Origin of the sequence: Streptomyces sp. NPDC048197, from assembly GCF_043202395.1 — a bacterium.
GTDB classification, from domain to species: domain Bacteria; phylum Actinomycetota; class Actinomycetes; order Streptomycetales; family Streptomycetaceae; genus Streptomyces; species Streptomyces siderophoricus.
This window is the reverse complement of sequence record NZ_JBIDAJ010000006.1, coordinates 283,078-309,061: the sequence shown is the minus strand read 5'-3', so window position 1 is coordinate 309,061 and position 25,984 is coordinate 283,078. Positions and strand designations below refer to the sequence as shown.

21 protein-coding genes are annotated in these 25,984 nt (G+C 73.2%); 14 read left to right on the top strand and 7 right to left on the bottom strand.

Annotated elements, in window-relative coordinates:
• Positions 1–6: 6 nt before the first annotated feature.
• Together ACGF4C_RS11800 and ACGF4C_RS11795 are read right to left on the bottom strand one after the other, a co-directional pair.
• Positions 7–1,950, bottom strand: coding sequence for a tetratricopeptide repeat protein (locus tag ACGF4C_RS11800; RefSeq protein ID WP_393565418.1), 1,944 nt, complete (start codon positions 1,948–1,950; stop codon positions 7–9).
• Between the two features lie 27 nt (positions 1,951–1,977).
• A complete protein-coding gene (locus tag ACGF4C_RS11795; RefSeq protein ID WP_393565479.1) occupies positions 1,978–2,820 on the bottom strand; it encodes an oxygenase MpaB family protein in 843 nt (280 codons plus the stop codon).
• A gap of 387 nt (positions 2,821–3,207) precedes the next feature.
• Between ACGF4C_RS11795 and ACGF4C_RS11790 the strand changes: the two genes are divergently transcribed.
• From ACGF4C_RS11790 to ACGF4C_RS11780, 3 genes are read left to right on the top strand one after another with little or no spacing between them, the layout of a single operon-like run.
• Entirely contained in the window at positions 3,208–4,035 is an 828-nt protein-coding gene (locus ACGF4C_RS11790; RefSeq protein WP_393565416.1) for an FAD binding domain-containing protein, read from the top strand.
• Entirely contained in the window at positions 4,032–6,749 is a 2,718-nt protein-coding gene (locus ACGF4C_RS11785) for a molybdopterin-dependent oxidoreductase (RefSeq protein WP_393565414.1), read from the top strand. The genes ACGF4C_RS11790 and ACGF4C_RS11785 overlap by 4 nt, the downstream gene beginning before the upstream one ends.
• Before the next feature lie 39 nt (positions 6,750–6,788).
• Positions 6,789–7,760, top strand: coding sequence for an antibiotic biosynthesis monooxygenase (locus ACGF4C_RS11780; RefSeq protein WP_393565412.1), 972 nt, complete (start codon positions 6,789–6,791; stop codon positions 7,758–7,760).
• On the opposite strand, the gene ACGF4C_RS11775 is transcribed toward ACGF4C_RS11780, so the two are convergent.
• From ACGF4C_RS11775 to ACGF4C_RS11760, 4 genes are all read right to left on the bottom strand, one after another.
• The gene (locus ACGF4C_RS11775) at positions 7,757–8,935 is read right to left on the bottom strand and encodes an acyl-CoA dehydrogenase family protein (protein WP_393565410.1); all 1,179 of its coding nucleotides are present in this window, start codon (positions 8,933–8,935) and stop codon (positions 7,757–7,759) included. The genes ACGF4C_RS11780 and ACGF4C_RS11775 overlap by 4 nt on opposite strands.
• Before the next feature lie 191 nt (positions 8,936–9,126).
• Entirely contained in the window at positions 9,127–9,552 is a 426-nt protein-coding gene (locus ACGF4C_RS11770; RefSeq protein WP_393565409.1) for an SH3 domain-containing protein, read from the bottom strand.
• A gap of 114 nt (positions 9,553–9,666) precedes the next feature.
• On the bottom strand, positions 9,667–10,431 hold the full coding sequence (locus tag ACGF4C_RS11765; RefSeq protein ID WP_393565408.1) for a VOC family protein: 765 nt from the start codon (positions 10,429–10,431) through the stop codon (positions 9,667–9,669).
• Positions 10,432–10,541: 110 nt separating this feature from the next.
• Positions 10,542–11,696: an FAD-dependent oxidoreductase gene (locus ACGF4C_RS11760; protein ID WP_393565406.1), complete on the bottom strand. Its 1,155-nt coding sequence runs from the start codon at positions 11,694–11,696 to the stop codon at positions 10,542–10,544.
• Between the two features lie 212 nt (positions 11,697–11,908).
• Here ACGF4C_RS11760 and ACGF4C_RS11755 point away from each other — a divergent pair, with 212 nt between their 5' ends.
• The 10 genes from ACGF4C_RS11755 to ACGF4C_RS11710 all read left to right on the top strand — a co-directional run bounded on the left by ACGF4C_RS11755 (position 11,909) and on the right by ACGF4C_RS11710 (position 23,976).
• Entirely contained in the window at positions 11,909–16,150 is a 4,242-nt protein-coding gene (locus tag ACGF4C_RS11755) for a molybdopterin-dependent oxidoreductase (protein ID WP_393565405.1), read from the top strand.
• Between the two features lie 138 nt (positions 16,151–16,288).
• Entirely contained in the window at positions 16,289–16,474 is a 186-nt protein-coding gene (locus tag ACGF4C_RS11750) for a hypothetical protein (RefSeq protein ID WP_030411276.1), read from the top strand.
• Between the two features lie 59 nt (positions 16,475–16,533).
• Positions 16,534–17,499: an LLM class F420-dependent oxidoreductase gene (locus tag ACGF4C_RS11745; protein ID WP_393565403.1), complete on the top strand. Its 966-nt coding sequence runs from the start codon at positions 16,534–16,536 to the stop codon at positions 17,497–17,499.
• Between the two features lie 42 nt (positions 17,500–17,541).
• Positions 17,542–19,953 (top strand): phosphoketolase, encoded by a 2,412-nt coding sequence (locus tag ACGF4C_RS11740; protein WP_393565401.1) that lies wholly within the window; start codon positions 17,542–17,544, stop codon positions 19,951–19,953.
• Positions 19,954–20,142: 189 nt separating this feature from the next.
• Entirely contained in the window at positions 20,143–20,319 is a 177-nt protein-coding gene (locus ACGF4C_RS11735) for a hypothetical protein (RefSeq protein WP_385857492.1), read from the top strand.
• On the top strand, positions 20,316–20,810 hold the full coding sequence (locus ACGF4C_RS11730; RefSeq protein ID WP_362137876.1) for a monovalent cation/H+ antiporter complex subunit F: 495 nt from the start codon (positions 20,316–20,318) through the stop codon (positions 20,808–20,810). The genes ACGF4C_RS11735 and ACGF4C_RS11730 overlap by 4 nt, the downstream gene beginning before the upstream one ends.
• Positions 20,800–21,069 (top strand): hydrogenase subunit MbhD domain-containing protein, encoded by a 270-nt coding sequence (locus ACGF4C_RS11725; protein WP_393565399.1) that lies wholly within the window; start codon positions 20,800–20,802, stop codon positions 21,067–21,069. Before ACGF4C_RS11730 ends, ACGF4C_RS11725 begins: the two co-directional genes overlap by 11 nt.
• Positions 21,066–21,818, top strand: coding sequence for an MnhB domain-containing protein (locus ACGF4C_RS11720; RefSeq protein ID WP_393565397.1), 753 nt, complete (start codon positions 21,066–21,068; stop codon positions 21,816–21,818). The genes ACGF4C_RS11725 and ACGF4C_RS11720 overlap by 4 nt, the downstream gene beginning before the upstream one ends.
• On the top strand, positions 21,815–22,162 hold the full coding sequence (locus ACGF4C_RS11715; protein ID WP_030411270.1) for a sodium:proton antiporter: 348 nt from the start codon (positions 21,815–21,817) through the stop codon (positions 22,160–22,162). Before ACGF4C_RS11720 ends, ACGF4C_RS11715 begins: the two co-directional genes overlap by 4 nt.
• Positions 22,159–23,976 carry a complex I subunit 5 family protein gene (locus ACGF4C_RS11710; protein WP_393565395.1) on the top strand — a complete coding sequence of 606 codons (1,818 nt, stop codon included), beginning with the start codon at positions 22,159–22,161 and terminating at the stop codon, positions 23,974–23,976. Before ACGF4C_RS11715 ends, ACGF4C_RS11710 begins: the two co-directional genes overlap by 4 nt.
• Positions 23,977–24,034: 58 nt before the next feature.
• Here the strand turns inward: ACGF4C_RS11710 and ACGF4C_RS11705 are convergent, their stop codons facing one another.
• Positions 24,035–24,691: an endonuclease gene (locus ACGF4C_RS11705; RefSeq protein ID WP_393565393.1), complete on the bottom strand. Its 657-nt coding sequence runs from the start codon at positions 24,689–24,691 to the stop codon at positions 24,035–24,037.
• A 151-nt stretch (positions 24,692–24,842) separates the two neighbouring features.
• Between ACGF4C_RS11705 and ACGF4C_RS11700 the strand changes: the two genes are divergently transcribed.
• Positions 24,843–25,973 (top strand): cation diffusion facilitator family transporter, encoded by a 1,131-nt coding sequence (locus ACGF4C_RS11700; RefSeq protein WP_393565391.1) that lies wholly within the window; start codon positions 24,843–24,845, stop codon positions 25,971–25,973.
• Positions 25,974–25,984 lie beyond the last annotated feature (11 nt).

The window sequence follows — 25,984 nt, the reverse complement described above, 5'->3', positions numbered from 1 at the left end:
GGACCACTACGGGCGGTGCGCCGCGCGCTCCCGGCGGAGGGCGGCGATCCGGCGGTGCAGGGCGGCCGCCTCGTCCTGGCGGCCGAGTTGTTCCAGGCACTGGGCGAGGTCGCTCTGGCTGGCCAGGGTGTCGGGGTGGGCGGCGCCCAGCGCCCGGGTGCGGGCGTCGGCGACCCGGCGGTAGCGGTCCAGCGCATCGTCCCAGCGGCCCAGCCAGCCGAGGGCCACGGCGGTCTCCCGGAGGCTGACCAGCGTGTCGGGGTGGTCGGGGCCGAGCACCCGCTCGCGGGCCGCGGCCACCTCCTTGGCCTCGGCGAGCGCCTCCGGCCAGCGGCCCAGCCGCCCGAGGTTGACGCCGAGGCCGTGCCGGGCGCGCAGGGTGTCCGGGTCGTCGTCGCCCTGGGTGCGGGTGCGGGCGGCGACCAGGTCGTGGTAGAGCATCAGCGCCTCGGCGCTGCGGCCGAGCCGGCCGAGGCCGATGCCGACCTCGGATCGGGCGTCGAGGGTGTCGGGGTGGTCGGGGCCGAGCGTGGCCGTACGGGCCGCCGTCACCTCCTGGTAGGTGCGCAGCGCCTCGGCCCACTTGCCCAGCCGGCCGAGGACATGGCCGAGTTCGTGGCAGGTGGTGAGGGTGTCGGGGTGGTGGGCACCGAGGACCCGGGCACGGGCCGCGGCCACGTCCCACGTCATGGCCCGGCAGTCCTCCAGCCGGCCCAGCCGGCCGAGGTTGCGGGCGAGGTGGTGACGGCAGTCGAGGGTGTCGGGGTGGTCGGGTCCCAGGGTGCGTTCCTGAGCGGCCAGCACCTCGGCGTAGATCTGGTGGGCCTCGAAGTACCGGCCGTCCTCGCCCAGGGCCCGGCCGGCCGCGAGACGGGCGGCGAGGGCGGTGCGGCGGTCGTCCGGGGGCGCGGGGCTGGCGATCCCGGCGGCCACCGCGGCGTCGCCGGACCGGGGGTCGTCGCCGCCGGTCCAGGCGTCGGTGAGGACCGTGCCGGCGCGGCTCGGTACCGAGCGGGGCGGGCGGTGGGCGGGGCCGGCCGGTGAACCGGGGGTGATGCCCTCCGTCCAGGCCGGCAGGGCGGGGGCCGTGCCGCCGTGGTCCTGACGGGCGTCGGCGAGGCGTTTGGCCAGGTCGTCGGCGTCGCGGGGCCGCTCGTCGGGGTCCTTGGCGAGCAGCTGGAGCATGATCCGCTCGTAGGCGGCGGGCAGGTCGGGGCGCAGGGAGCGCGGCGGGGTCGGCGCGGTGTCCCGGTGTCCGACGAGCACCGCCCAGGCATCACCGAGGTCGAACGGCGGGACGCCGGTGGCGAGTTCGTACAGCACACAGCCGAGGGAGTACAGATCGCTGCGGTGGTCGACGGGATGCGCGCCGATCTGCTCGGGCGACATGTAGTGCGGGCTGCCCATCGCGACGCCGGTGCCGGTGAGCCGGGCGGTGAAACCGATGTCGTGGCCCAGCCGGGCGATGCCGAAGTCACAGATCTTGACCGTGCCGTCGGCGGTGCGCACGATGTTCGCCGGCTTCAGGTCGCGGTGCACCACGGCCTGCCCGTGGGTGTAGGCGAGGGCGGCGGTGACCTGTTCGGCGATGTCGATGACGTCCGGGACGGGCAGCGGCTGGCGCCGGTTGTCGTCGAGCAGCTGGCTGAGGTTGCGGCCGGTGAGCAGCTCCATGACGAGGAAGAGGGTGCCCTGGTCCTCGCCGAAGTCGTGGACGACGGTGATGCCGCGGTGCTGGAGGGCGGCCGCGACCCGGGCCTCGCGGCGGAAGCGCTCGCGCAGCACGTCGAGGAACTCCCGCTCGTGCCGGGGCCCCAGCGGCTTGAGGCACTTGACGGCGATCTGCCGGCCCAGTGCTTCGTCGCGGGCCCGCCAGACCTCGCCCATGCCGCCGCGCCCGATGGTGCCGAGCAGCCGGTACCGCCCCTGGATCAGCCGGTTCTCCGCCATCGTCTGTCGCCGCCCCCGTCCCCGCCCTCACGACCAGCCGCGTCGCTCCCCCTGCCCGTCCAGTATGGCGGCGGCGCGGCGCAGCTTGTAGGCCGACGGGCGGGTGTCGGGCCCGAGTCGGGCGACGGCACGCAGGATGTGCCGGGGCGGCAGCTGCCAGCGGACGGTGGGCGGAATGGCGCGAAGCAGGCGGCCGGTGGCGCGCAGACGGCGGGTGACGGTGGCGGGCGGCGGCGCCGGGCGCCCGTAGAGCCGGTGGGCGTACGCCGGGAGGGAGCCGTAGGCGAGCCGGGCGACCCACGGCCAGAGCAGCGCACGGGCCGGGACGAACCCGGCGGGCACCGGCGGACGACGGAGGAACGCGTCCACCTCCCGGGCCTCGGGGGTCGCCGCGAGCCGGGGCCGGACCCGTGCGAAGTACGCGGCGAGCGCGGCGCGGTCGCCGGGGACCCGGGCCGGGTCCAGCCCGACCAGCCGGCCGCTCTCCCGCTGTTCGCGCAGGTAGGTGTCGGCCTGGGCGTCGGTGAGCGGACAGCCGGAGCGGCGCAGCACCTGGAGGTAGGAGTCGACCTCGGCGCAGTGCACCCACAGCAGCAGCTCCGGCTCGTCGATGCGGTACCGCTCGCCGGTGGCCGGGTCGGTGGCGGTCAGCCTCCGGTGCAGTCCGCGGACCGCGGCACCGGCCCGTTCGGCGGCGTCGGTGGTGCCGTACGTCGTCGTGCCGACGAAGCCCGCGGTACGCATGAGCCGGCCCCAGGCGTCGTGCCGGAAGTCCGAGTTCTGCAGGACGCCCCGCACCGCGCGGGGGTACAGCGCCTGCAGGTAGAGCGCGCGGATCCCGGCGATCCACATCAACGGGTCACCGTGCATCTGCCAGGTCACCGACGAGGGGCCGAAGAGTCCGGGGTCAGCTGCGCCCACCACACCTCCCACGCCAGGCGCGGCCCCCGAGGTGCCCGTCACCCGGCCGGGCCGTCGGCCGCACCCCTCCATTTGCTCACACCGCACCCGCCGGGAGAAGACCGGCGGGCGCGGCCGGGCGCCCTCCGGCCACCAGCGCCCCGGCCCCGCCCCGGAAAGCCCTGGCGTGGCGAGGCCGAACCGTTCTGCATATCCTTGAAAGTCCTTGAAGGGAATGTGTGCCCGCCGGTCCACCTGCGCGGTTCGGCCGCGGCGGACCCTCTTGGCTGTGCCGCTCGCGGGTGTGGTGCCCCTGGCGCGCGGGTGACCCGTCGACCTTCGACGGAGGTCGGTTGCATGGACCTCAACACCATCACCGAAGTCGTCCGGCGGCCGTCCGGCCGGCCGGGCGCGGACTGGCGCGAGGGCGACGCCTGGCTCGCCGGCGGAACGTGGCTGTTCTCCGTGGAGCAGCCGGACCTGCGTCGCCTGATCGATCTGACGGCGTTGCGCTGGGAGCCCCTCGTCGCGGGCGAAGCGGGCCTCGACATCGGTGCCACGTGCACCATCCGCGACCTGTACGCCTTTGCGCCGCCGGGTGATTGGGCGGCGGGCAGCCTCCTCGGGACGAGCTGCGAGGCGTTTCTGTCCTCGTTCAAGGTCTGGAACGCGGCGACGGTCGGCGGCAACATCTGCATGTCGCTGCCCGCCGGCCCGATGATCACGCTGACGGTCGCCCTGGAGGCGCGGTACGAACTGTGGGCTCCGGACGGGTCCGCGCGGGCCGTCGACGCCCTCGACTTCGTCACCGGCGACCATCGCAACGTCCTCGCTCCCGGCGAAATCCTGCGGCGGATCACCGTCCCGGCGCACGCCCTGCAAAAACGCTGCGCACACCGCCGCTTCACGCTGACCCGTCTCGGCCGTTCGACGGTGTTCCTGATCGGTACGCAGACGCCGGGAACGAGCGACCTGCTGCTCACCGTCACGGCCGGCACCACCCGTCCGGTGCGCCTCGCCTTCGACACGGTGCCCGATGCCCGGACGCTGCAGCAGAGCATCGACGTCATTCCCGCCGACGTCTGGTTCGCCGATCCGAACGGGACCCCCGACCACCGCCGCCATCTGACACGGCACTTCGCCGAGGAGATTCGTCGCGAACTCATGGCTGGGGGCCCGGCATGACGTACACCGTGAACGGCCGGCGCTTCGCCGAGGAACCGGTTCCCGGCCAGTGCCTGCGCACGTTCCTCCGCTCGCTCGGCCACCACGGCGTCAAAAAGGGCTGCGACGCGGGCGATTGCGGTGCGTGCACGGTGTGGCTGGACGGCGCTCCGGTCCACAGCTGCATCACCCCGGCCTTCCGCGCGGACGGTCATGAGGTGACGACGATCGAGGGGCTCGGATCACCCGGCAATCTGCATCCGGTGCAGCGGCAGTTCCGCGATGCCCCCGGCTTCCAGTGCGGTTTCTGCACCGCGGGGATGATCATGACGTCGGCGACCTTCACCGAGGCCCAGAAGGCGGACCTGCCGAGGGCGTTGAAGGGCAACCTCTGCCGCTGCACCGGGTACCGGGGGATCGAGGACGCCGTGAAGGGCGTCACCGGTCTGGAGACGGCCGCGCCGGGAAAGGCCGTCGGGACGAGCGTCGGAGCGCCGGCGGGCAACGAAGTGGTTGCCGGGCGCGCCGAGTTCACGATGGACACCCACCTCGACGGCATGCTGCACCTCAAGGTGGTGCACTCGCCCCACGCGCACGCCCGGATCGTGTCGATCGACAAAACCGCCGCACTCGCCGTCCCCGGTGTGCACCGGGTCTACACCTGGGAGGACGTGCCGAACCGGCGCTTCACCACGGCGATCCACACCGACCATCTCGTCGATCCCGACGACACCCGGATCCTCGACGACACGGTCCGCTTCGTCGGCCAGCGCGTCGTCGCGGTGCTGGCCGACACGGTCGCGGCGGCCGAAGAGGGCTGCCGGAAGGTCGTCGTCGAATACGAGCCACTGCCGGCGGTGTTCGACCCGGAAGAGGCCATGGCGGAGGGGGCGCCCCAGCTGCACGGCTCGCACGACCCCTTCGTCCGCGACCCCGTCCACAACATCCTTTTGGAGCTGCACGGGCACGTCGGCGATGTCGACGCCGGGTTCGCCGCGGCCGACGTGATTCACGAAGGCACGTACTTCTCTCCGCGCGTGCAGCACGCGCATCTGGAGACCCACGGCTCGATCGCCTGGATGGCCGGCGGCCGGCTGAACGTCCGCACCAGTTCGCAGTCGCCGTCGATCGCGAAGGCCAAACTGGGGTATCTGTTCGCGCTGCGCCCGGACCAGCTCCGGGTGTTCTGCGCACGCGTGGGCGGCGGCTTCGGCGGCAAACAGGAAGTGATCTCGGAGGATCTGGCCGCGCTCGCCACCCTGGACACCGGGCGCCCGGTCTGCTTCGAATTCACCCGCGAGGAGGAGTTCACCACGGCGTCCCCGCGGCATCCGATGTCGTTGACGGTCAAACTCGGCGCGAAGGCGGACGGAACGCTCACGGCGATCCAGGTCCGCAATGTGTCCAACACGGGTGCCTACGGCAACCACGGCGGCGAAACGCTCTATGCGGGCGGCGCCGCCGTCATGATCTACCGCTGCCCCAACAAGAAGTACGACGCCTACTCCGTCTACACCAACACCGTCCCGAGCGGGGCACTGCGGGGTTACGGGATGACGCAGCCGGCGTACGCGGTGGAGTCGGCGATGGACGAGCTGGCTCGCGCCGTGCACATCGATCCGCTCGCACTGCGGCGCCGCAACATCGTGCGCCCCGGTGATCCGCTCATCGCGATGAGTGAGGGCCCGGACGACGTGTCGTTCAGCGAAGACGGCCTCGCGAAGTGCCTCGACCTGGTGGGCGACGCCCTGGCCCGGACGGCCGACGAGCCCTCCCCCGGCCCCGGGTGGCTGGTCGGGACCGGCGTCGCGAGTTCCCTGCACGAGACCGCGCCGCCGACGGAGCACGTCTCCGAGGCGTGGGTCACGCTGGGCGACGACCTCGTGTACGAACTCGCCGTCGGCACCGTCGAATTCGGCGAGGGCACGTCGACCGCGCACGTCCAGATCGCGGCCAACCAGCTGGGCACGACACCGTCACGGATCCGCCTGGTCCAATCCGACACCGACCGCACCGGATTCGACACCGGCGCCTTCGCGAGTGCGGGGCTCTTCGTGGCGGGCAACGCGGTCCTGCGGGCGGCCAATGCCGTGCGCGACCGCATCCTGGAGTTCGCCGCCGCCCACACGGGCGTCCACCTCGTGCTGTGCTCGTTGCACGACGAGGGGGTCGTCTGCGGCGAACGGCGCCTGTCGCTGGCCGAACTCGTCGCGCTGGCCCGGGCGCGCGGCATCCGCTTCACCGCCGCCCGCAAGGCCTACGGATCGCCCCGGAGCGTCACCTCCAATACGCAGGGGTTCCGCATCGCCGTCCATCGGGTGACGGGCGAGATCCGGATCCTGCACAGCGTCCAGGCGACCGACGCCGCCGTGGTCATCAATCCCGCACAGGTCCGCGGGCAGGTGGAGGGCGGCGTCGCCCAGGGAATCGGCTTCGCGCTGACCGAGAATCACCACGTCGACGCACACGGCGTCATGGTCAATCCGAATTTCCGCAACTACCGCATCCCCACCTACGCCGATGTCCCCCGCACCGAGGTGCTGCTGGTGGAGTCGTCGGATTCCGTGGGGCCCCTGCGGTCGAAGGGGATGGCGGAATGCTGTATCAACCCGGTGGCCCCTGCCCTGGCGAACGCGCTGCACGACGCCACGGGCGTCCGTTTCCGTGCGCTGCCGCTGACTCCGGAACGCATCTACCGCCGGATCGGCGAGAGCCGGTCGGTACCGGCGGCGTGAGCACCGTGAGCACCGTGAGCACCTGGACGGGCTGAGCGGATGACCACGCAAAAGCTCGACGACGAAGCCGCGACAGCGATCGTCGGCCAGAAGGTGCTGCCCGGACGGGAGCGGGAGTACGAGGCGTGGCAGGAGGACGTCAACGCCGCTGCCGCCCACTACGCCGGTTTCCTCGGCGCCGAGATCTCCCGGCCGACGCCCCGACAGCCGGACTGGACCGTCGTCTACCGCTTCGATTCGATAGCCCATCTGCAGGCCTGGATCAACAGCGCCACCCGGCAGCGCTTCCTCGACACCGGCCGCACGTTCTTCGACGGCCCCGCGACCCAGCAGGTCGTCAGCGGCGGCAGCCGGCCGGCGGACCCCCTGGTGACCGTCGTGGTGACCCACCGCGTCCACCCGGGCCAGGTGGACGACTTCCTCGACTGGCAGCGCCGCATGGACCAGGAGGAGAGCGCATTCGAAGGCTTCCGCGGAACCGAGCTCTTCCGTCCGGTCGAGGGGCTCCAGGACGAATGGACCACGCTGTACCGCTTCGACAACGCCGAGCACCTCGATGCCTGGCTGACGTCGGCCGAGCGGCAGGAGGTGCTCGCCGAGGGCAGCAGGTTCAACGACTTCAGGCTGCGCACGATCGACAACTCGTTCGGCAGCTGGTTCGCCTTCGACGAGAACGGCAGACAAGCGCCACCACCCTCCGAAACGAAGTCCGCCGTCGCGGTCTGGGTCGGCCTGTACCCGACCGTGGTGCTGCTGACGCTCGCCCTGGCGCCGCTGGGCATGCCGCTCTGGCTCGGGCTGCTGGTGGGCAACCTGCTGTCGAGCTTCATCATGAGCTTCCTGACGATGCCCCACTACGTGAACCGGCTGCTCAAGCGGTGGCTGCGGCCGCCGCCGGACGCACCACGGGCGAGAACCAACCTCGTCGGCCTCGGCATCGTCGCCGCGGTGATGGCCTGCTGGGCCGTCGTCTTCTACTTCGTGACGACCCAGATCTGGACGCTGCCCTAGCGGCGCACCCGCGGCATCCCCAGGCCGATCCAGGCGATGATCTCGCGCTGGATCTCGTTGTTGCCGCCGCCGAAGGTGAAGATCACCGCGGAGCGGTAGCCGCGTTCCAGTTCGCCGTGGAGGACGGCGCCCGCCGAGCCCTCCTTCAGGGCGCCCGCGGCGGCGACGACCTCCATGAGCCAGGCGTAGGCGTCCCGCCGCGCCTCGGAGCCGTAGACCTTGACCGCGGAGGCGTCCTGCGGGGTGAGGGTGCCTTCCTGGAGGGCGTTCACCATGCGCCAGTTGAGGAGTTTCATGGCGTCCAGCTTGGTGTGGGTCTGCGCGAGGCGGCGGCGGACCCAGGGCAGGTCCACGACGCGCCGGCCGTCGGCGAGCTTGGTCCCGGTCGCCCAGCGCTGTACGTCGTGCAGGGCGCGGATGGCCATGGTGCCGTGGGCGGCGAGGGTGACACGTTCGTGGTTGAGCTGGTTGGTGATCAGCCGCCAGCCCTTGTTCTCGTCGCCGACGCGGCGCGAGAGGGGGACGCGGATGTTCTCGTAGTAGCTCGCCGTGGTGTCGTGCGAGGCGAGCGTGTTGATCAGGGTGCAGGAGTAGCCGGGGTCAGAGGTCGGCACGAGGAGCATGGTGATGCCCTTGTGCGCGGGCGCGTCGGGATCGGTACGGACGGCCAGCCACACCCAGTCGGCGGTGTCGCCGTTGGTGGTCCAGATCTTCTGGCCGTTGACGACGTAGGTGTCGCCGTCGCGTACGGCCCTGGTCTTCAGCGCGGCCAGGTCCGTGCCCGCTTCGGGCTCGCTGTAGCCGATGGCGAAGTCGATCTCGCCGGAGAGGATGCGCGGCAGGAAGTACGCCTTCTGCTCCTCGGTGCCGAACTGCATCAGCGTCGGTCCGACGGTGTTGAGCGCCATCAGCGGCAGCGGGACGCCGGCCTGGGCGGCCTCGTCGAAGAAGATGAACTGTTCCATCGCCGTCATGCCGCGTCCGCCGTACTCCTTCGGCCACCCCACGCCGAGCCAGCCGTCCGCGCCGAGCCGGCGGACGGTCTCGCGGTAGAACCGCTTCTGCCCGGCCGGATCCACGTAGCGGGCGGAGGCGTCGTTCGGCACCAGTTCGGCGAAGTAGGTGCGCAGTTCGGCGCGCAACTGCTGCTGCTCGGGGGTGTATTCGAGGTGCACGGCCCCTCCAGATCGTCCGGTATTCCGGTCGTCCGGCCGGCGGGCCGCCCGTTACTGACGGGCCGTCGGTTCACGGATCGGGGGCACAGTAGAACTTGTTGCAGAAATTCGGAAGGGCGCGGACGGGCGGGCACACGAAGGCCCGGTGCGGCACCTGCGGGTACCGGACCGGGCCTGGGTGCCGGGCGCCATCAGCCCACGGCGTGCTTGGCCGCGTTGTTGTGGGGCGCGATCCGGCCACGCTGCACTTCCTTGCAGTACTTGACGGAGCCGGTGTTGGTCACGTACTTCGCCGCGACCCAGGTCGCGCGCCCCTCGCCGGTCAGGTACCAGACACTGTTGCCGCCGACGGGCTGGGTGCGGACCTTGCACACCAGGTTGACCTGGGCGCGGTGCCGGAGGTAGCCCTTCACCGAGGCGTCGGTGCTGGGGTACTGACGCTCGCTCAGGCCCATCTTGGCGGTGATGACGCCGTACGGTTTGGCGGTCGGGCCGGGCGCCGCCTGGGCCGGGGCCATGGCGGACAGCGTCGCCCCGAGGGCGAGCGCCGTGGTCAGTGCGCCCGCGCCGGCGGCGAGCTTCCTGCCGCGGACCGCGAGGAATTCGGTCGTGGACATGGGGGTCTCCTGTTCTTGACGCGCGATGCCACCCATTGGTGCGAAGTGGACATTACGCGCAAACCACCCCAAGAATGTGGTGAAACGACGAACAGGCCGCCGATCGTGTGACAGTCAGCCTTCGGTGCCCGCGCGGTGGATGCCGAAGGAGGCCCCCTGCGGGTCCCGGACCACCGCGATCCGCGGGCCCTCGGGCACGTCCGTGGGAGGCACCAGCAGCATCCCGCCGGACTCCGCGGCCCGGGCCGCGGTCCCGTCGACGTCGGAGACGGCGAAGTACGGCAGCCAGTGCGCCCGGACGTCGTCGGGGTAGAACTCGTCCAGCGCGCTCAGCCCGCCGAAGTCGGCGCCGTCGATGCCCCACTGCGGATAGTCCTCGTGGGTGCCCACGGTCCAGCCGAAGACCTGGGTGTAGAAGTGCTTGGCGGCCTCCTCGTCGCGGGTGGCGAGTTCCACCCAGCCCAGCGAACCTGGCGCGTTGAGCAGTGCCGCGCCGGGGAAGTCCCGGGCCTGCCAGACCGAGAACAGCGCGCCCTCCGGGTCCGCCAGCACCGCGAAGCGGCCCTGCTGGAAGACGTCCATCGGCGCCATCACCTGCCGCCCGCCGGCCCCGGTGACCGCCGCGGACAGCGCATCGGCGTCCCGGGTCGCGAACGAGACGGTCCAGGCGGTCGGCTGACCGGGGGCGTAGAGCGGGGTGACCGCGGCGACCGGGGCGGCGCCCAGCAGGAAGACGGTGTACCCGCCGGCCTCCGGGCGCAGGTCCGTTTCGGCGCGCCAGCCGAAGACCTCGCGGTAGTAGACCTTGGCGGCGTCGACGTCCGAGGTGCCCAGCTCCACCCAGCAGGGCGCGCCGGGGGTGGGCTCGGTGATCTTCACGGTGGGTTCCGTCTCCGTGCGGTGCCGGTCGCTGTCCGTACGCTGCCGATCGTCCGACGGGCGGGCGGGGGCCGCAACCGGAGCTCCGCGCACCGGCGGGCGTCGGGCCGCTAGGCGTTGCCGGCCGTCGTCCGCAGGTGACGCAGCGAGCCCTCCGGGGCGTCCGGGGCGAGGGCGTTGGCCAGGCCGCGGGCGGCCGCCTCGGCGGCGTCGGCGGAGCGGGGCAGCAGCACGGCCTCGTAGGCGCGCAGGGCCGCGTCCCGGTCGGGGTGCCGGACGAGGGCCAGGGCGAGGTCGCTGCCGTCGAGCATGGCGAGGTTGGCGCCCATGCCGGAGAACGGCGTCATCAGGTGGGCCGCGTCGCCGAGCAGTGTCACGCCCGGGGTGTGCGCCCAGGTGTGCGGCACCGGCAGGGCGAACAGCGGCCGGTTGGCGAATCCGCCGTCGTTGTCCGTCAGCAGCGCCAGCAGCCGGTCGTCCCAGCCGGCGAACCGGCCGAGCAGCGCGGCCCGTACCGCCCCGGTGTCCGTCATCGTCACCCCGGCCTCCAGGGCCCAGTCCTCCGAGCCCCGGAAGGCGGCGTAACCGCGGAGGTGGCCGCGGCTGTTGCGCTGGACGATCAGCGCCCGGTCGGCGGCGGACGCCATCATGCTGCCGCCGCCGACCAGGCGGGCGATTGCGGGGTGGCGGGTGTCGGCGTCGTCGAAGGAGAACTCGACGAAGGTGACGCCGGAGTAGTGCGGGGTGGCGTCGGAGAGCAGCGGGCGGACCCGCGACCAGGCGCCGTCGGCGCCGATGACCAGGTCGAACTCCTCGGTGTGGCCGTCGTCGAATTCCGCCTTGTGCCGGCCGTCGCCCAGCGGGTGCAGCGCGCGCAGGTAGTGGCCCCAGCGGACGGTGCCGGGCGTGAGGGAGTCCAGCAGCAGCCGGCGCAGCTCCCCCCGGTCGATCTCGGGGCGCTCGGTCACGTCCGCGGCCGGGGCGTGCCGGAAGAGCAGGGTGGCGTCGCGGTCGTAGAGCCGCATCTCCTGCCCTTCGGGGCGGGCCAGGGCGGCGAACTCCTCGTACAGACCGGCCGTGCGCAACGCCGCCTGGCCGGTGGCCGCGTGCAGGTCCAGGGTGCCGCCCTGCGGCCGGGCCCCGGCGGAGGCGTCCCGGTCGAGGACGGTGACCGGCAGGCCGTGCCGCTGGAGGACCCGGGCGCAGGTCAGCCCGCCGGGGCCGGCTCCGATGATCGCGATGCGGGGAGGGGTGGTGGGAGGCATGGACCACAGAAAAGCACATCGGATGCGAAAGTACAACGACTGTACTTTTCGTGTTGCTGCACCTTCGGCGCGGGTCTCCCGGACGGGCCTCACGCGGCCCCGGTCCCGGGTGTGTGGTCGCCGTAACGACGGATGATCGCCTCGTGTGACACGCGGTTAACGGGCCCTTCGTAGGGTCGGAGCCCAGCTTCCGACCACGAAGGGGACCGTCCGTGACCGCAGCGGAAACACCGGCAGAGCGCCTCACGCAGGTGCGCACGGCGTGCCAGTACTGCGGTGTCGGCTGCGGGATCGTGCTGGAGGTCGCGACGGACGGGGACGGCCGGCGGACCGTGCGCCGGGCCAGTGGGGACAAGGCCCATCCGGCGAACCACGGCCGGCTCTGCACCAAGGGCGCGACCAGCGCCGAACTGCTCAGCGCGCCCGGCCGGCTGACCGGCGCCCTGGTCCGCGGCGACCGGGGCGACGAACCGGTACCCACCGCGATGGACACCGCCGTCAAGCAGACCGCCGCCCGGCTGCGCGAGATCGTCGATGCGCACGGCCCGGACGCCGTCGCGCTCTACGTCTCGGGACAGATGACGCTGGAGGCGCAGTACCTGGCGAACAAGCTCGCCAAGGGGTTCCTGCGCACCACCCACATCGAGTCCAACTCCCGGCTGTGCATGGCGAGTGCGGGCAGCGGCTACAAGCTGTCGCTGGGCGCGGACGGCCCGCCCGGCTCCTACGAGGACCTCGACCACGCCGACGTGTTCCTCGTCATCGGCTCCAACATGGCCGACTGCCATCCGGTGCTCTTCCTGCGGCTGCTGGAGCGGGTCAAGGCCGGCGCCAAGCTGATCGTGGTCGATCCCCGGCGCACCGCCACCGCGGCCAAGGCGGACCTCTTCCTGCAGATCGCGCCCGGTACGGATCTGGCGCTGCTGAACGGGCTGCTGCACCTGCTGGTGGAGAACGGCGACATCGACGAGGAGTTCATCGACGGGCACACCGAGGGGTGGGCGGAGATGCCCGCGTTCCTGGCGGACTACCCGCCCGCGAAGGTCGCCGGGATCACCGGAATACCGGAGGCGGAGCTGCGCCGGGCGGCCGAGTGGATCGGTGCCGCGGGCGACTGGACGAGCTGCTGGACGATGGGGCTGAACCAGAGCACCCACGGCACCTGGAACACCAACGCGCTGATCAACCTGCACCTGGCGACCGGCGCGATCGGCCGCCCGGGCAGCGGCCCGTTCTCGCTGACCGGCCAGCCCAACGCGATGGGCGGCCGGGAGATGGGCTACATGGGCCCGGGCCTGCCCGGCCAGCGGTCCGCGCTGGTCGCCGAGGACCGCGCGTTCACCGAGGAGTTGTGGGGCCTGGCCCCGGGGACGCTGCGGGCGGACGACGGCGGAGCGGGCACCGTCGAGATGTTCCGGCGGATGGCGGACGGGGACATCAAGGCCTGCTGGATCATCTGCACCAACCCGGTCGCCTCGGTCGCCAACCGCCGCACCGTCATCGAGGGCCTGGAGGCCGCGGAGTTCGTCGTGGCGCAGGACGTGTTCGCGGAGACCGAGACCACCGCGTACGCCGATGTGGTGCTGCCGGCCGCCATGTGGTCCGAGTCCGAGGGCGTGATGGTCAATTCGGAGCGCAACCTCACGTTGGTGGGCCGGGCCGCCGATCCGCCCGGCGAGGCCTGGCCGGACTGGCGGATCATCGCGCGGATCGCCTGCGAGATGGGCTATGCGCACGCCTTCTCCTACGACAGCGCGGAGGAGATATTCGAGGAGCTCAAGCGCGCGGGCAACCCGCGGACCGGGTACGACCTGCGCGGAGTGAGCTATCCGCGGCTGCGCGAGACGCCCGTGCAGTGGCCGAGCGCGGCCGCCGACGGACCGGACCGCAATCCGGTGCGCTATCTGAACGACGGGGCCGGCCGGGAGCCGGTCGTACGGCCGGACGGCAGCCGCCCCCGGCTGGTCTTCCCCACCGCCAGCGGGCGGGCCGCGTTCTTCGCCCGTCCGCACCTGCCGGCGGCCGAGCTGCCCGACGACGACTTCCCGTACCTGCTCAACACCGGCCGGCTGCCGCACCAGTGGCACACCCTGACCAAGACCGGCAAGGTCGCCAAGCTGGGCAGGCTGAACCCGGGGCCGTTCGTGGAGCTCCATCCCGAGGACGCCGAGCGGCTGGGCGTGGTGGAGGGCGATGCGCTGGAGGTCGCCTCGCGGCGCGGGCGGGCGGTGCTGCCGGCCGTGGTGACCGACCGGGTACGGCCCGGGAACTGCTTCGCGCCGTTCCACTGGAACGACCTCTTCGGTGAGTACCTGAGCGTCAACGCGGTGACCCATGACGCGGTCGATCCGGTCTCCTTCCAGCCCGAGTTCAAGGCGTGTGCGGTCGCGCTGACCAGGGTGCCGGGAGGCGCCGGCCACGGCGAGAGCGCGGCGCTCCCGGGCGCGGCGGCGGGCCCGGACGCGGAAGCCGGCGGCCCGGCGGACCGCGCGGGGGGCGGTCCGGCGGGCGGCCCAGGAGGGGGGCCCGCAGGGGGCGCGGTGGCGGTCCTGACCGATCTGTTCCGGCTGACCGACCCCGCCCCGCCGGCCCTGGCCGAGCACGAGCGCCGCTATCTTTCCGGCTTCCTCACCGGGCTGGCGTCCCGTCCGTCCGGCGGTACGCCGGTGCTGCCCGCCCAGGCGCCGTTCGGCGCGGACACCGCGCTGTGGGTGAACGGCGTGCTGGCCGGGATGTTCTCGCGGACCGCGGACGAACGGACCGGGGAGGCGGCACGGCACGACCCCTCGGATTCGGATGACGAGTCGTCAGATTCCGCTGCCCGTACGGTGATCGTGCTGTGGGCCTCGCAGACCGGCAACGCGGAGGAGGTCGCCGCGGACGCCGCCCGCCGGCTGAAGGGCAGCGGACGGGAGGCGACGCTGGTGAGCATGGCCGACAGCACCCCGGCCACCCTGCCGCGCACCGCGGACCTGCTCATCGTGACCAGTACCTTCGGCGACGGCGAGGCCCCCGACAACGGCTCCGGCTTCTGGGACACGCTCAACGCGCCGGACACCCCGCGGCTGGAGGGCCTGCGCTACTCGGTGCTGGCGCTGGGCGACTCCTCGTACGACGACTTCTGCGGCCACGGGCGGCGGCTGGACGCCCGGCTGGCGGAGCTGGGCGCGATCCGGCTGGCGCCGCGCACGGACTGCGAGCCGGACTACGCACAGCCGGCCGGGCAGTGGCTCGACCAGGTGCTGCGCGCACTGGAGGACGGGCAGGCGGAACCGGCGACCGACGGGCACACCGGGACGCCACCGGCCCCGGCCGCCCCCGCGGCCCCCGCCAAGGACCCCACCGTCACCGCCCGGCTCGTCGGCAACGATCTGCTCAGCCGGTCCGGCGCCACCAAGGAGGTGCGCCGGTTCACCTTCGACACCCGGGACGCCGAGGGGGTGCCGCTGGCGTACGAGGCCGGTGACGCACTCGGAGTGCAGCCGCTGAACTGCCCGGAGCTGGTGGCGGAGTGGCTGGATCTGACCGGTCTGGACCCGGCGGCCCCGGTCGCCCTCGACGGGGTGGGCACGGTGCCGTTCGGCGAGGCGCTGCACCGCCATCTCGACATCACCCGGATCACCCCCGCGCTGCTCCGGCTGGCCGCGGAACAGACCGGGGACCGGACGCTGCGGAAACTGCTGCGGCCCGGCAACAAGGGCGAGCTGGACCGGTGGACCTGGAGCCGGCAGGCCGTCGACGTGGTGGCCGAGCACCGGGTGCGGGCGGACGCGCGGGACTGGGCCGCGCTCCTGCCCCGGCTGCGGCCGCGGCTGTACTCCATCTCGTCGAGCCCGCTGACCGACCCCGCGCTGCTCCGGCTGACGGTCTCCGTGGTCCGCTACGAGAACCGGCAGGGCCGCCCGCGCAAGGGCGTGGCCTCCGCGTTCCTGGCGGATGCCGAGCCCGGCAGCCCGGTGGAGATCTTCGTGCGGCGCAGCGCACACTTCCGGCCACCGGCCGACCCGGCCACGCCGATGGTGATGGTCGGGCCCGGCACCGGCGTCGCGCCCTTCCTCGGCTTCCTCGACGAGCGGCGGGCCCGCGGCCACCGCGCCCCCAACTGGCTGTTCTTCGGCGAGCAGCGCCGCGCCACGGACTTCTACTACGAGGAGGAGCTCGGCCGGCTGCACCACGACGGGCTGCTCACCCGGCTGGACACCGCCTTCTCCCGCGATCAGCGCGCCAAGGTCTACGTCCAGGACCGGATGCGGGAACACGGCGCCCAGCTGTGGTCCTGGCTGCAGGACGGTGCGCACTTCTATGTGTGCGGCGACGCCTCGCGGATGGCCAAGGACGTCGACCGCGCGCTCCGCGAGATCGCGGTGGCCCACGGCGGCCTGACGGAGGACGCCGCCACCGGGTACGTCAAACAGCTCGCGGCCGAGAAGCGGTACGTGCGGGACGTGTACTGACGGTTCCCGCTGCCCTTCCTCCGCCTTCCCGCTGTCTTTCCACTGCCTTTCCTCCGCCTTCCCTCCGTGGACGAGGTTTCCGCCCCGAACGGGCCGAGTACCCGCATGGGACGCAGGATGGAGAGGAAGGAGAGCGCTATGACCCATGTGAGCACTGAACCCGCACCCAAGGGGCCGGGGCCCGTACCGAGCGAGCCGGAACCGCTGCCGCGGGACCCGGTGCCGGCCGAACCGGAACCGGAACCGGAGGAGCCGGGCACCGCCCCCGCCGAGCCGCCCGGCGCCGAGCCGGGAGAGCATCCCGCGCCCGAACCGCCCGACTGACACCGCCCTGGTCACGCCCCCGGTTGCAGGCCCCGTCTCGCGACAGCAAGGTGTGTTGAATGGTGCAAATCGGATACACAATGATGACCGAACAGGCGGGCCCGCGGGCCCTGGTCGGTCATGTCGTCGGTGCCGAACGCGCCGGCTTCGACTTCTCGGTGACCTCCGACCACTACTTCCCGTGGCTGGACTCGCAGGGCCACGCCCCGTACGCCTGGAGCGTGCTGGGCGCCGCGGCGCAGGCCACCACCCGCATCCCGCTGATGACCTACGTGACCTGCCCGACGACCCGCTACCACCCCGCGGTCGTCGCCCAGAAGGCCGCGACCATGCAGCTGCTCTCCGGCGGCCGCTTCCGGCTGGGGCTGGGCTCCGGCGAGAACCTCAACGAGCACGTGGTGGGCGCGGGCTGGCCGGCGTCACCCGTACGGCTGGACAAGCTGGCCGAGGCGATCGAGATCATCCGCAAGCTCTTCGGCGGCGGTGAGGTCACCCACCACGGCACCCACTTCGACGTGGTGCACGCCCGGCTGTGGGACCTGCCCGACGAGCCGCCGCCGATCGGCGTGGCCGTGTCGGGCGAGCGGTCCTGCGAGATCGCCGGGAAGCTGGGGGACCTGGTCATCGCCACCGAGCCCAAGGCCGAACTGCTGACGTCCTTCGACCGGCACGGCGGCACCGGCAAACCCCGGGTCGGCCAGCTGCCGGTCTGCTACGACGCCGACCGCGACGCGGCCGTCGCCCGGGCGCACGACCAGTTCCGCTGGATGCTCGGCGGCTGGCAGGTCAACTCCGAACTGCCGGGGCCGCACGGCTTCGCCGGGGCCACCGAGTACATCAGGCCCGAGGACGTCGCCGAGGCCATTCCGTGCGGCGACGACGTGGGCCGGTTCGTCGAGGCGGTGCGCCCGTACGTGGACGCGGGCTTCACCGAGGTCGCGCTGGTGCAGATCGGCGGCGGCCACCAGGAGCCGTTCCTGGACTGGGCGGAGACCAAGCTGCTGCCCGCGCTGCGGAACCTGTGACCGGGAGCGTCCGTTGCACACCACCGTCGTGAGGAGCTGAGCATGTCCGACGCGCACGCCCCGGCAGCGCCCGGAAGGGGGGAGTCGGCGGCGCCGGGGCCGCTGGACGCCGCCGAGCTGCGCACCCTGGACGCGCACTGGCGGGCCGCCAACTACCTCTCCGTCGGGCAGATCTACCTGATGGCGAACCCCCTGCTGGAAGCGCCGCTGCGCCCCGAGCACATCAAGCCCCGGCTGCTGGGCCACTGGGGCACCTCCCCCGGACTGAACCTGGTGCACACCCATCTGAACCGGGTCGTCAAGGCCCGTGAGCTGGACGCGCTGTGCATCTGGGGGCCGGGGCACGGCGGCCCCGCCGTGGTGGCCAACTCCTGGCTGGACGGTACGTACGCGGAGACGTATCCGGACGTCACCCGGGACGGCGAGGGCATGGCCCGGCTGTTCCGGCAGTTCTCGTTCCCCGGCGGGATCCCCAGCCATGTCGCCCCGGAGACACCGGGGTCCGTCCACGAAGGCGGTGAGCTGGGCTACTCCCTCACCCATGCCTACGGCGCGGCCTTCGACAATCCCGGTCTGCTGGTCGCCTGCGTCGTCGGCGACGGCGAGGCGGAGACCGGCCCGCTCGCCGCGTCCTGGCACGCCACCAAGTTCCTCGACCCGGTGCACGACGGCGCCGTCCTGCCGATCCTGCACCTCAACGGCTACAAGATCGCCAACCCCGCGGTGCTCGCCCGGCTCCCCGAGGAGGAGCTGGACTCGCTGCTGCGCGGCTACGGACACGAGCCGGTGCACGTCACCGGTGACGACCCGACGGCGGTGCACCAGGCGCTGGCCGCCGCCATGGACCGCTGCCTGGACCGGATCTTTGACATCCAGCGCCGGGCCCGCAGCGACGGCCGCACCGACCGACCGCGCTGGCCGATGATCGTGCTGCGCACGCCCAAGGGCTGGACCGGCCCGCACGAGGTCGACGGGAAGCCCGTCGAGAACACCTGGCGCTCCCACCAGGTCCCGCTGGCCGGCGTCCGCGACCACCCCGGGCACCTGCGGCAGCTGGAGGAGTGGCTGCGCTCGTACCGGCCCGAGGAGCTCTTCGACGAGCAGGGCCGGCCCACCGCGGAGGTGCTGGCCTGCGTCCCCGAGGGGCCGCGCCGGCTGGGCGCCACCCCGCACGCCAACGGCGGGCTGCTGCTGCGGGACCTGCCGGTGCCGCCGCTGGAGCGGTACGCCGTCGAGGTCGACAAGCGCGGCACCGTGCTGCACGAGCCGACCCGGGTGCTGGGCGGTCTGCTGTCCGGGATCATGGCGGCCACCGCCGAACGCCGGGACTTCCGGGTGGTGGGCCCGGACGAGACCGCCTCCAACCGGCTGGAGGCGCTCTACGACGTCACCGGCAAGGCGTGGCAGGCCGAGGTGCTGGACACCGACGAGCACCTCGCGCACGACGGCCGGGTCATGGAGGTGCTCTCCGAGCACCTGTGCCAGGGCTGGCTGGAGGGCTATCTGCTCACCGGGCGGCACGGCCTGTTCTCCAGCTACGAGGCGTTCGCGCACATCGTCGACTCGATGGTCAACCAGCACATCAAGTGGCTGCGCACGGCCCGCCGGCTGCCCTGGCGGCGCCCGATCGCCTCGCTGAACTACCTGCTGACCTCGCACGTCTGGCGCCAGGACCACAACGGCTTCTCGCACCAGGACCCCGGATTCGTCGACCACATCCTCAACAAGAGCCCCGAGGTGGTCCGGGTCTACCTGCCGCCGGACGCCAACACCCTGCTGTCGGTGGCCGACCACGCGCTGCGCAGCCGGGACTACGTCAATGTGATCGTGGCCGGCAAACAGCCCAGCTTCGACTGGCTGTCCCTGGACGAGGCCCGCGCGCACTGCGCCCGCGGCGCCGGCGCCTGGGAGTGGGCCGGCACCGAGGACGGCAGCCGCGAGCCCGACGTGGTGCTGGGCTGCGCGGGCGACGTCCCCACCCAGGAGACGCTGGCCGCCGCCGACCTGCTGCGCCGTCATCTGCCGGAGCTGGCCGTGCGGGTGGTCAACGTCGTCGACATGGCCCGGCTGCTGCCGGCGGGGGAACACCCGCACGGCATGGCGGACGCCGAGTACGACGCGCTGTTCACCCGCGACAAGCCGGTCATCTTCGCGTACCACGGCTACCCGTGGCTGATCCACCGCCTCTGCTACCGGCGGGCCGGCCACCCGAACCTGCACGTCCGCGGCTACAAGGAGGAGGGCACCACCACCACGCCCTTCGACATGGTCGTCCGCAACGACCTCGACCGCTACCGGCTGGTGATGGACGTCATCGACCGGGTGCCCGGCCTCGGCGTACGCGCCGTCGCGCTGCGCCAGGCGATGGCGGACGTCCGCACCCGTCACCACACCTGGATCCGGGAGCACGGCACCGATCTGCCCGAGGTCGCCGACTGGACCTGGTCCGGGTGACCGGCTGACCGGCCGGCCGGCCGACGGGCCGCCCGGCGCCCGCGCCTCACGCCCGTACCCGCGCCGCGCGCCCCGCGCCCCGCGCCCCGCGCCCCGACGGAGTAATGCGCGGCGCGGTGACGGGGCGGCCGGGGCGCCGCATGTGAGCCTGAGGCCCGGGTACCCGGTCGGCAGGGAGGTGTGTGGCGGATGGTGCGAGCGCTGGCGGCCGGGGGTGAACTCCTGGGCTGGTGGGCGGCGTTGACCCTGTTGTGGATCATGCTGATCGGTCCCGTCGACACCCTGGAATGGGTGGTCGGTGCGGGCGCCGGACTGGTCGCCGCCGCGGCGGCCCGCGGGGCCCGGCGTGCGGTCGGCGACCGGTGAACGGCTGGACCGCCGCGGGCACCGCGCTGCTGCTGTGCGGCTTCGCCCCGGCCGCCTGCGGTGTGGCCACCGGGCGGGCCCGGCGGCGGGTGCCCGCGCAGAACGTGGCGACCACGTTCCTCAGCCTGGTCTTCCTGCTGCTGTCGCAGGGCTTCGCCCGGCCGGCCTACGTCGACACCGCGCTGATGCTCTCGGTGCTGGGCCCGGCCGGGACGCTGCTCTTCGTGCGGCTGCTCGCCGACCAGTTGGCGGACCATCCGCCCGGGCAGCGGTGGCTGCGCGGGCTGACGGCGGTGAACTACGTCGCGGTGGCCGCCGTGGTCCTGCCGCTCTGCGTCGCCACCGGGCCCGGCCGGGCGATGGTGAAGCTGCTGGTCATCGGGGTGCTGCTGGCGCTGGGCTGCCGGGTGGCGACCCGGGCCGTGCAGGCCGCGGCGGCCATGGGGCACGGGCGGGGCGCGCCCGCGGAGGGGATGTCCGATGACCGGTGAACTGCCGGTGCTGCTGGGCCTGCTCCTGGTCGCCGCCGCCGGGACCGGGGCGGTCCTGGTGCGCGATCCCGTCCGCCAGTCCTTCCTGCTGTCCCTGCTCGGGCTGTCGCTGGCCACCCTCTTCCTGCTGCTGCAGGCGCCCGACGTCGCGCTCTCCCAGCTCGCGGTCGGCTCCGCGCTGACGCCGCTGATGGTGCTGCTGTCCGTGCGCAAGGTGCGCCGCAAGGCCCGCAGCGAGCGCCGGGAGGAGCGGGAATGACCATGCGGCTGCGGATGTGGGTGCTGGCCCTGGGCGGACTGGGCGCGGCGGTGCTGTACGTCCTGGCCTGCCTCGATCTGCCGTCGTTCGGCGGTGACCGGCACCCGTACGGCGACCGGGCGGTGCGGGCCGCGCTCGCCCGGCACACCGCCAACACCATCTCCTCGGTCAACTTCGACCAGCGGGCCCTGGACACCCTCGGCGAGGAGTCCATCCTCTTCGGTTCGGTGCTGGGCACCGTCGTGCTGCTGCGGCAGACCCGGGACGAGGACCGGCAGCAGCCGGAGCCGGCCCGGGTCGCACCGTCGGTGCGCCGCTACGCGCTGTTCGCGCTGCCGGTCACCCTGCTGATCGGGCTGTACATCGTCGCGCACGGCCAGCTCAGCCCCGGCGGCGGTTTCCAGGGCGGGGTGGTGGTGGCGACCTCGCTGCACCTGCTCTACATCGCGGTGGACTACCGGGCGCTGGAACGGATCCGGCCGCTCGGGCTGTACGAGGTCGCGGACGCCGCGGGCGAGGCGGCGTACGTCCTGGTGGGCGCGGCGGCGCTGCTGGCGGGCTGGGCGTTCCTCGGCAACTTCCTGCCCTACGGCACCTTCAACACCCTCTCCTCGGGAGGCACCGTCCCGCTGCTCAACGCCGCCATCGGCGTGGAGGTCGCCGCCGGGGTGGTGGTGCTGCTGGCCCGGTTCCTGGACCAGGCGGTGGAGATCGCGAGTACGGACGAGGAGGCGGAGGACCGGGCATGAGCGCAGCACCGTACGTGGTCGCGGGCTGGCTGTTCCTGATGGGGTGTTACGGGATCGCGACCAGCCGCAACCTCATCCACGCGGTGGGCTGTCTGGCGGTCTGCCAGTCGTCGACCTATGTCCTGCTGCTGGCCGTCGGCTACCGCTCCGGCGCCACCGCGCCGGTGTTCTCCGACATCGCCCCGGGCTCGCGCCCGGTCGTCGATCCGGTCGTGCAGGCGCTCACGCTGACCGACATCGTCATCGGCGCGACCGTGACCGCGCTGCTGCTCTCCCTGGTCATCCAGGTCGCCAAGCGCCACCGCACGGTGGACCCGGACGAGCTGTCGGAGCTGCGGGGGTGAGCGTCGCACAGACCCTGCCGCTGATCGTGGTCACCCCGATGTTCGGTGCGGCGCTGCTGGTGGGGGCGGGCCGCCGGCTGCCCCGATACGCCGCCGAGACGCTGGGCTGCCTGTTCGCGGCCGGTGCCGCGGTGCTCGCCCTGCTCGCGCTGGCGGCCACCGGGTCGTCGGCCGGGCAGCCCGCCGAGTGGGTGGGCGGCTGGCGGCCGCACGGCGGGGTGAGCGTGGGCATCGTGCTGGTCGGCGACCGGACCGGCCTCGGGCTGGCCACCCTGGTCTCGCTGCTGGTGCTGGCGGCGCTCGCGTACGCCTGGCGGTACTTCGACGAGCCGCCGCGCCGGCACGCCGGTTCGTTCCCGGCGCTGGTGCTGCTCTTCCAGGCCGGCATGTGCGGCTTCACGCTCACCGGCGACCTCTTCAACGCCTTCGTGTTCTTCGAGCTGATGGGCGTGGTCGCGTACGCGCTGACCGGCTACCGGGTGGAGGAGGCCCGGGCCGTCCAGGGCGCCCTGGTCTTCGGCGTGGTCAACTCCCTCGGCGGATACGCCACGTTGCTGGGCATCGGCCTGCTCTACGCGCACACCGGCGAGCTGGGCTTCGCACAGATCGGCAACGCCCTGGCCGGGTCGCCCGGCGGCGCCCCGGACGCGCTGCTGATCGCCGCCTTCACCCTGGTCGTGACCGGACTGCTGGTCAAGGCGGCGGCAGTGCCGTTCCACTTCTGGCTGGCCGACGCCCATGCGGTGGCCCCGACACCGGTGTGCATGCTGATGTCGGGGGTGATGGTCGAGCTGGGGCTGTACGGCACGGCCCGGGTCTACTGGACGGTGTTCGCCGGTCCGGGCGGGCTGCCGGCGCCGGACGTCCACCGGGCGCTGCTGGCCCTGGGCGTGCTGACCGCCGTCCTGGGCGCGCTGATGTGCTGGCAGCAGCGCCACCTCAAGCGGCTGCTCGCCTACTCCACGGTGGCGCACGCCGGACTGTTCCTGGTGGGTCTCGCGGTGCTCAGCCCGGAGGGGGTCGGCGGCGTCGCGGTGTACGTCCTGGGGCACGCCGGGGTGAAGGCGGCGCTGTTCGCGTGCGTGGGCATCCTGCTGGACCGGTTCGCCAGCGTCGACGAGCGCCAGCTGCACGGCCGGGGTCGCGAACTGCCGTGGGTGGGCGCGCTGTTCGGAGCCGGCGGTCTGGCGCTGGCCGGGCTGCCGCCGTTCGGCACCGCGCTGGGCAAGGCGGTCACCGAGGAGGCCGTGGGCGGCTGGGCGACCGCGCTGTTCGTCCTGGTGTCGGCGGTCACCGGGGGCGCGGTGCTGCGGGCCGGGGCCCGGGTGTTCCTCGGTCTGGGCACCCGGCCGGCCGACGCCGGTGAGCACCCGGCCGACGAGACGACCGGTGAGGAGGAGCCGGAGACCCGGGGCGGTCTGCTCTCCCGGATCCCGGACACCATGCTCACCGTGCCGGCGGTGCTGCTGGCCGCGGCCCTGGCGGTGGGGCTGGTCCCCGGCCTGCGGACCGGCATCGGGCAGGCCGCGGACGCCTTCACCGACCACACCGGCTACCTCGCGGCGGTGCTGCACGGCCGGGCGGCGGAGCCGGTGCCCACTCCCCCGCCGCACTGGACCGCCTCCGGGGTGCTGTGGGGTCTGGTGGCCACCGCGCTGGCCGCGGGCCTCGCGCTGTGGACCGTGCGGCGGCCGGTGGGCGACGAGCCGGCCCGCTGGACCGTTTTGCTGCGCCGGGTGCACTCCGGTCATGTCGGCGACTACATCGCCTGGTTCCTCGCGGGCGTCACCCTGCTGGGCGCCCTGATCGCCTGACGGCTGCCGGCGGTCACCGGCCGCCGGAGGCTCCCGGCCGCCTCGGCCGTCCGCCGCCTCAGCCGTCCGCCGCCCCGCGCACGTCGTCCACCACGGACCTGTCCAGCGCGGCCCGCACCAGCGCCGAGGCGAACGCCGCCAGTTCGTCCTCGCCCACCAGCCGGGCCAGCCTGCGGCCGTCCTCCGGGAGGCCCAGCCGCCCGGCGCCCTGCAGGGCCTTGCCGTCCACGCGGGGGGCGAGTTCGGGCCAGACGCCCTGCACCTCGCGCAGGAAGATGTCACAGCCCGCGGGCCCGAGGCCGGGCACCTTGCGCAGCGCGCCGCGCAACTCGGTCACGTCGCCGTCCGCCGCGTCCCGCATCCGCCGCAGATCCCCGCCGTACTCGTCCAGCAGCACCTCCGCCGCGTCCCCGAGCTGGGTGGCGGTCCGCTCGTCGTAGCGCCGGTAGCCGCCCTCCCCCAGCGCGTCGACCCGCTGCTGCCAGGTCGCGTCGGCCATCCGCCGCGGCGTGCGCAGACCGGCCTCGAACAGCGCACGCGCCGAGGCCACCGCCACGGAGGCCCGGATCCGGGCGCTGAGCAGATGGGCCAGCACCAGCACCTGGTAGAGCGGCTGCGGGGTGTTGCGCAGCCGGATGCCGCTCTCCTGGGCATAGGTCGTGCCGTGCCGTTCCAGCAGCGTACGGGCAAGGGCCCGGTCGGATGTACCGCCCATGGCCGGCTCCTGACGTCGTCGGGGTGCGGGTCTCCTCCGCTTCCAGGCTGCCCCCTCCCCCGGGTCGGAACCAACCGGTCGGCCCGGGTGCGCGCCGCGCCGCGGGCGGCTACCCTTCGCGTCGGCCGGCCGACGCGACCACCGGAGGCACATGGTGTCGAACGGGACTCAGGACGAGACGCACCACGGGCCGTCGCAGGACGGTCCGGCGCAGGACGGGGCGGACGCCAGGACCGCGGTCACCGTGTTCGTGGCGCTCGGCGCCAACCTGGTGATCGCCCTGGCCAAGGTGGCCGGCGGGCTGATCGCCGGCTCGCCCGCGCTGCTCTCCGAGGCCGCGCACTCGGTCGCCGACAGCCTCAACGAGCTCTTCCTGCTCGCCTCCGTCAAGCGCAGCACCCGCGCCCCGGACTCCCGGCACCCGTTCGGCTACGGCAAGGAACGGTACTTCTGGTCGCTGCTCGCCGCCGTCGGGATCTTCGTGATGGGCGGCTGCTTCTCGTTCTTCCAGGGCGTCGAGGCGCTGCGCTCGGGCGGTTCGGAGAGCCGCACGGGCTACACGGTCGGGCTGGTCGTCCTGGTGGTCGCGCTGCTCGCCGAGGGCTCGTCGCTGCTGCGTGCGCTGGCGCAGGTCCGCGGTCAGGCGCGGGAGACCGGCCGGAGCATGCCGGCCGCGATCCGCGCGGGCGACGACCCGGCGTTGCGGACGGTGCTGGCCGAGGACGCCACCGCCTGCTTCGGCGTGCTGGTCGCGATGGCCGGGGTGGGGCTGCACCTGCTCACCGGCGAGGTGGCGTGGGAGGGCTGGGCGTCGGTGGTCATCGGGGCGCTGCTGATGTACGTCGCCTACCAGCTCGCCAAGGAGTCCCGCGGCCGGATCATCGGTGAGGCCGCCGATCCGGCGCTGCGCCAGGCGCTCGCGCGCTTCCTGGACCGGCAGCCGGAGATCGACGCGGTGACGACCCTGCTGACCATGCGGCTGGGCACCCGGTCGACGCTGGTCGCGGCCCGGATCGACCTCGTCGGCGGTCTGGACAGCGAGGAGGTAGAGGAGGTGCTGGTCCGGGTGAAGAAGGAGATCCGGCGCCGGTGGCCGGTCGCCGACCAGATCTTCCTGGACGTCACGGAGGCCTCGGCCGAGGACCGGGAACGGGCCCGCCGGGAGCGCGCACTGCTCGACGAGGCGGTGCTCGCCGACCGCGAACGGCACGCACCGGGACCGGACGACGGACGACGGCCCGCCGGTCCGCACGCGCCGGACACCGGACCGCCGGCGGACTGACCGGGCCGACG

Bases quoted from the DNA above. Each gene is read 5' to 3' on its own strand.
- ACGF4C_RS11800 (WP_393565418.1), bottom strand. From the start codon at position 1,950: ATGGCGGAGAACCGGCTGATCCAGGGGCGGTACCGGCTGCTCGGCACC.
- ACGF4C_RS11795 (WP_393565479.1), bottom strand. From the start codon at position 2,820: ATGCACGGTGACCCGTTGATGTGGATCGCCGGGATCCGCGCGCTCTAC.
- ACGF4C_RS11790 (WP_393565416.1), top strand. From the start codon at position 3,208: ATGGACCTCAACACCATCACCGAAGTCGTCCGGCGGCCGTCCGGCCGG.
- ACGF4C_RS11785 (WP_393565414.1), top strand. From the start codon at position 4,032: ATGACGTACACCGTGAACGGCCGGCGCTTCGCCGAGGAACCGGTTCCC.
- ACGF4C_RS11780 (WP_393565412.1), top strand. From the start codon at position 6,789: ATGACCACGCAAAAGCTCGACGACGAAGCCGCGACAGCGATCGTCGGC.
- ACGF4C_RS11770 (WP_393565409.1), bottom strand. From the start codon at position 9,552: ATGTCCACGACCGAATTCCTCGCGGTCCGCGGCAGGAAGCTCGCCGCC.
- ACGF4C_RS11760 (WP_393565406.1), bottom strand. From the start codon at position 11,696: ATGCCTCCCACCACCCCTCCCCGCATCGCGATCATCGGAGCCGGCCCC.
- ACGF4C_RS11750 (WP_030411276.1), top strand. From the start codon at position 16,289: ATGACCCATGTGAGCACTGAACCCGCACCCAAGGGGCCGGGGCCCGTA.
- ACGF4C_RS11745 (WP_393565403.1), top strand. From the start codon at position 16,534: ATGGTGCAAATCGGATACACAATGATGACCGAACAGGCGGGCCCGCGG.
- ACGF4C_RS11740 (WP_393565401.1), top strand. From the start codon at position 17,542: ATGTCCGACGCGCACGCCCCGGCAGCGCCCGGAAGGGGGGAGTCGGCG.
- ACGF4C_RS11735 (WP_385857492.1), top strand. From the start codon at position 20,143: ATGGTGCGAGCGCTGGCGGCCGGGGGTGAACTCCTGGGCTGGTGGGCG.
- ACGF4C_RS11725 (WP_393565399.1), top strand. From the start codon at position 20,800: ATGACCGGTGAACTGCCGGTGCTGCTGGGCCTGCTCCTGGTCGCCGCC.
- ACGF4C_RS11720 (WP_393565397.1), top strand. From the start codon at position 21,066: ATGACCATGCGGCTGCGGATGTGGGTGCTGGCCCTGGGCGGACTGGGC.
- ACGF4C_RS11715 (WP_030411270.1), top strand. From the start codon at position 21,815: ATGAGCGCAGCACCGTACGTGGTCGCGGGCTGGCTGTTCCTGATGGGG.
- ACGF4C_RS11705 (WP_393565393.1), bottom strand. From the start codon at position 24,691: ATGGGCGGTACATCCGACCGGGCCCTTGCCCGTACGCTGCTGGAACGG.
- ACGF4C_RS11700 (WP_393565391.1), top strand. From the start codon at position 24,843: ATGGTGTCGAACGGGACTCAGGACGAGACGCACCACGGGCCGTCGCAG.